This window comes from Vibrio sp. Vb1026, assembly GCF_033338745.1.
Taxonomy (GTDB): Bacteria; Pseudomonadota; Gammaproteobacteria; order Enterobacterales; family Vibrionaceae; genus Vibrio; species Vibrio alginolyticus.
The window spans coordinates 1-1,031 of the sequence record NZ_JAWOTH010000213.1; the positions used below are offsets into that span (position 1 = coordinate 1).

General features: G+C 46.3%; 1 protein-coding gene. It reads right to left on the minus strand.

The window, feature by feature from the left end; genetic code table 11:
• Positions 1-135 precede the first annotated feature (135 nt).
• Positions 136-1,031: branched-chain amino acid transport system II carrier protein (locus R7E47_RS25380; RefSeq protein ID WP_318085589.1), on the minus strand; the 896-nt coding region annotated here is incomplete at its 5' end.

The following is a 1,031-nucleotide window of genomic DNA, read 5'->3' on the forward strand; positions in this document are numbered from 1 at the left end:
AGGGTTCTTATATCTAAATAGTGACTCTCCATATGTGCTCCACAACGAAACATTACTCGGGCAACTCCTTTGCCCGTCATCAATAAACGTCCAGTATGTTAGCGTAATTATAGAATGATGTCTTAAGTTAAGCGGCTATTCGTTGACCAGCTCGAATTCTTTGATTTCTTCTGCTTTTTTAGTGAACAAAAGTCCGATCATTGCCATGATGACACTAGGTACAATCCAGCTCGCGAACTCATTGTACAAAGGCATGTTGTGGCTCATCCATTGATCTGCAGCTTCCGGCATGTAGCCCAAAATGTGCAGAGCATCGACACAACCAAATGCTAGTGCGGTGAACGCGGTAAGCACCAACATGAACTGAGACATTTTGTTGCGAACGGGTGCCATCATCATCAAAGCAATCGCCACAGGATGAAGTGCCACAACCGCAGGTAAAGTGATTGCCAATAGCTGCTCTAAACCGATGTTGGCGATAAAGCCTGACAGTACCATGGTGATGACGACACAGATTTTGTAGTTCACTTTGCTAAAGGTGTTGTCATAGAACTCGCTGCCTGCGGTTGTTACGCCAATCGCTGTGGTTAAACAGGCCAATACCATGACTGCACCCAACAACACGGAGCCAAACGCACCAAAGTGGTTGAAGGTGAACGCCGTTAAAATATCGCCACCATTGCTAAATTCTGAACCTAAGTAAGAGCTAGTGGAACCGATGTAAGACAACGAAATGTAAACAAACGCCATCGCGACAGCGTACATTAAGGCTGCAATTAGAGTGTATTTCGCCGTTGCTTTCGGGCAGTCCACTCCCATGCTGCGAATGGCACGGAAAATGATCCAACCAAAGCCAATTGAGCCTAACGCATCCATCGTCATGTACCCTTGCGTCAAACCTTCTGCAAACGCACCACTCACGTATGGGCCACTGGCTTGTGTCAACTCACCTGCCGGGTAAATCAAGGCAGTGACAGACATGATGATTAAAATCGCCATTAACGCCGGTGTTAGGATTTTGCCTAAGTTAT